General features: G+C 37.3%; 1 pseudogene. It reads left to right on the top strand.

The window, feature by feature from the left end:
- Window positions 1-33: 33 nt before the first annotated feature.
- Window positions 34-980 (top strand): annotated as a pseudogene (locus GMD1S_RS12345) (VWA domain-containing protein); the annotation flags it as partial.

Here is a 980-nt window from a genome sequence, read left to right as displayed (position 1 = left end):
ACCATTCTATCCAATTCTAATAACCGTTTATCTATGGTAGGATTTGGTGGGAAAATAGATAACCAACGTTACAATAGTTATTATCAATGGCCAGCTTGGGCGGGGTACTTTTCTGGTATTTCCTCTCATGATGATGCTAAGACAGTATTAAACTGGAGCAATGATGTTCAAGGAGCCAAAAGAATGGTTTCTAGAATGTCTGTTGATAATAGTGGTGATTCGATTGGTTACGAAGGAGGAATAGGTACAGGTACAAATATTGGAGCAGGACTTCAGTCAGCAACAGAATTACTTCAGTCAGCCAGATCAAGTGCAAAAAAGGTTGTTATTCTTTTGTCAGATGGTTTTGCGAACATGTACTACGATACTAGAGGTTATACGATCTACAATTGGAGCAATAATGATGGTGTAACAGAAATAGCTCCATCGTGGTATCAAACCAATCTAAACACGTTTACTGAAACAGTTTCTGGTTATCTTGCTCCCAAGATTGATGGATTTTATTCTATCAAATTCCGCTACTCTAATAGTACAGATAGTATTTCTAAACTAAAAGAGTACATTGGTAGTTATAATTCTTCCATTCCAAACGAAATATTATCCGCTAACAATGAAAGGGAATTGAGAGAACAATTTAAGGAAATCACCAAGAAAATCCTTCCCCTAGGTGTTCACCATGTGACCATCAAGGATGTTTTGTCCAAATATGTTCAACTTCTTCCCGATAACAGTTCAAATATTCGAGTTGTAAAAATCGAAAACGATAAAGAGGAAACCTTGGGATCAGATAAGGTTACGCTGGAAACAAGGAAGAATGAAAATGGTCTGGTCGAAGTAACAGCAAAATTTAATCCTAACTACATTCTTGATGATGGTGTGAAGTACGCCCTCAAATTTACTGTTACATCAAGTCAAGATGCCTTAGATGCCATTGCTGGTGATAAAAAACTAGAGGCCGGTGATGCTGAAGGTTCTGATGT

The sequence above is a fragment of the Streptococcus sp. GMD1S genome (genome assembly GCF_000296875.1).
Lineage (GTDB): Bacteria > Bacillota > Bacilli > Lactobacillales > Streptococcaceae > Streptococcus.
Note: the sequence above shows the minus strand (reverse complement) of the source record. Positions and strands in the feature narration are given on the sequence as shown.